Source organism: Variovorax sp. 10N432, from assembly GCF_056394465.1.
This window is the reverse complement of sequence record NZ_JBFTHX010000122.1, coordinates 1-996: the sequence shown is the minus strand read 5'-3', so window position 1 is coordinate 996 and position 996 is coordinate 1. Positions and strand designations below refer to the sequence as shown.

The window sequence follows — 996 nt, the reverse complement described above, 5'->3', positions numbered from 1 at the left end:
AACTCGGGCGAGAAGGTCGTGATCTACGACAACGGGGTGAAGATCGGCGAGACCGATGTGAACCCGGACGGCTCGTGGAGCTTCACGCCCGACCTGGGCAAGGAATTGAACGATGGCCCGCACCACGTCGAGGCGACCAACGTCGACGCCGCGGGCAACGAGAGCACGAAGTCGAACCCGTTCGAGTTCACGGTCGACACGCAGGCGCCGACCCAGGCGACCACGATCGAAGGCGTGTACGACGACGTCGCGGCCGACGGCAGCGTGCTGGCGACGGCCGAGAAGATCGGCAACGGCGGCTACACGAACGACACGACGCCGCAGCTGCGCGGCACGCTGAGCGATGTGCTGGCGGCTGGGGAGAAGGTCGTGGTGTTGCGCGACGGGCAGGTGATCGGCACGGCGACGGTGAACGGCACGGGCTGGACCTTCGACGACGCGGGGCTTGCCGATGGCAAGACCTACATCTACACGGCGCGAGTGGAAGACCAGGCTGGCAACCGGGGCGGCGTATCGAGCGATTACCTGGTGCACGTGGACACGTCCGAGCCGTCGCAGACGGTGGTGATCACGACGGTGTGGGACGACGTGGCGCCGGGAATCGGCGACGTGGCCAACAACGGCACGACCAACGACTCGCAGCCGGAGCTGCGCGGGACGCTGTCGTCGGCACTGGCCGGCAACGAGACGCTGGCGGTGTACCGGGACAACGTCAAGATCGGCTACGCGACCGTGGATGGCACCGGCACGAACTGGAAGTACGTCGACACGACGGGCCAGTTGGAGAACCACGGGAGCTACAGCTACGAGGCGCGGGTGGAAGACGCGGCGGGCAACCTCGGCGCGAACTCGTCGCCCTACGGCATCACGCTGGAGCTCATCGGGCCGGACAACCGGGCGACGATCACGGCGTTGAACGACGACGAGGCGCCGGTGACGGGCCCGGTGGCGAACAACGGCTGGACGAACGACCTGACGCCGCAACTGGAAGGCACG

1 protein-coding gene is annotated in these 996 nt (G+C 67.4%); it reads left to right on the top strand.

Annotated elements, in window-relative coordinates; translation table 11 throughout:
* Positions 1 to 996, top strand: a 996-nt coding sequence (locus tag AC1DF3_RS36920) for an Ig-like domain-containing protein (RefSeq protein ID WP_478142803.1), incomplete at both ends; no start/stop codon positions are given.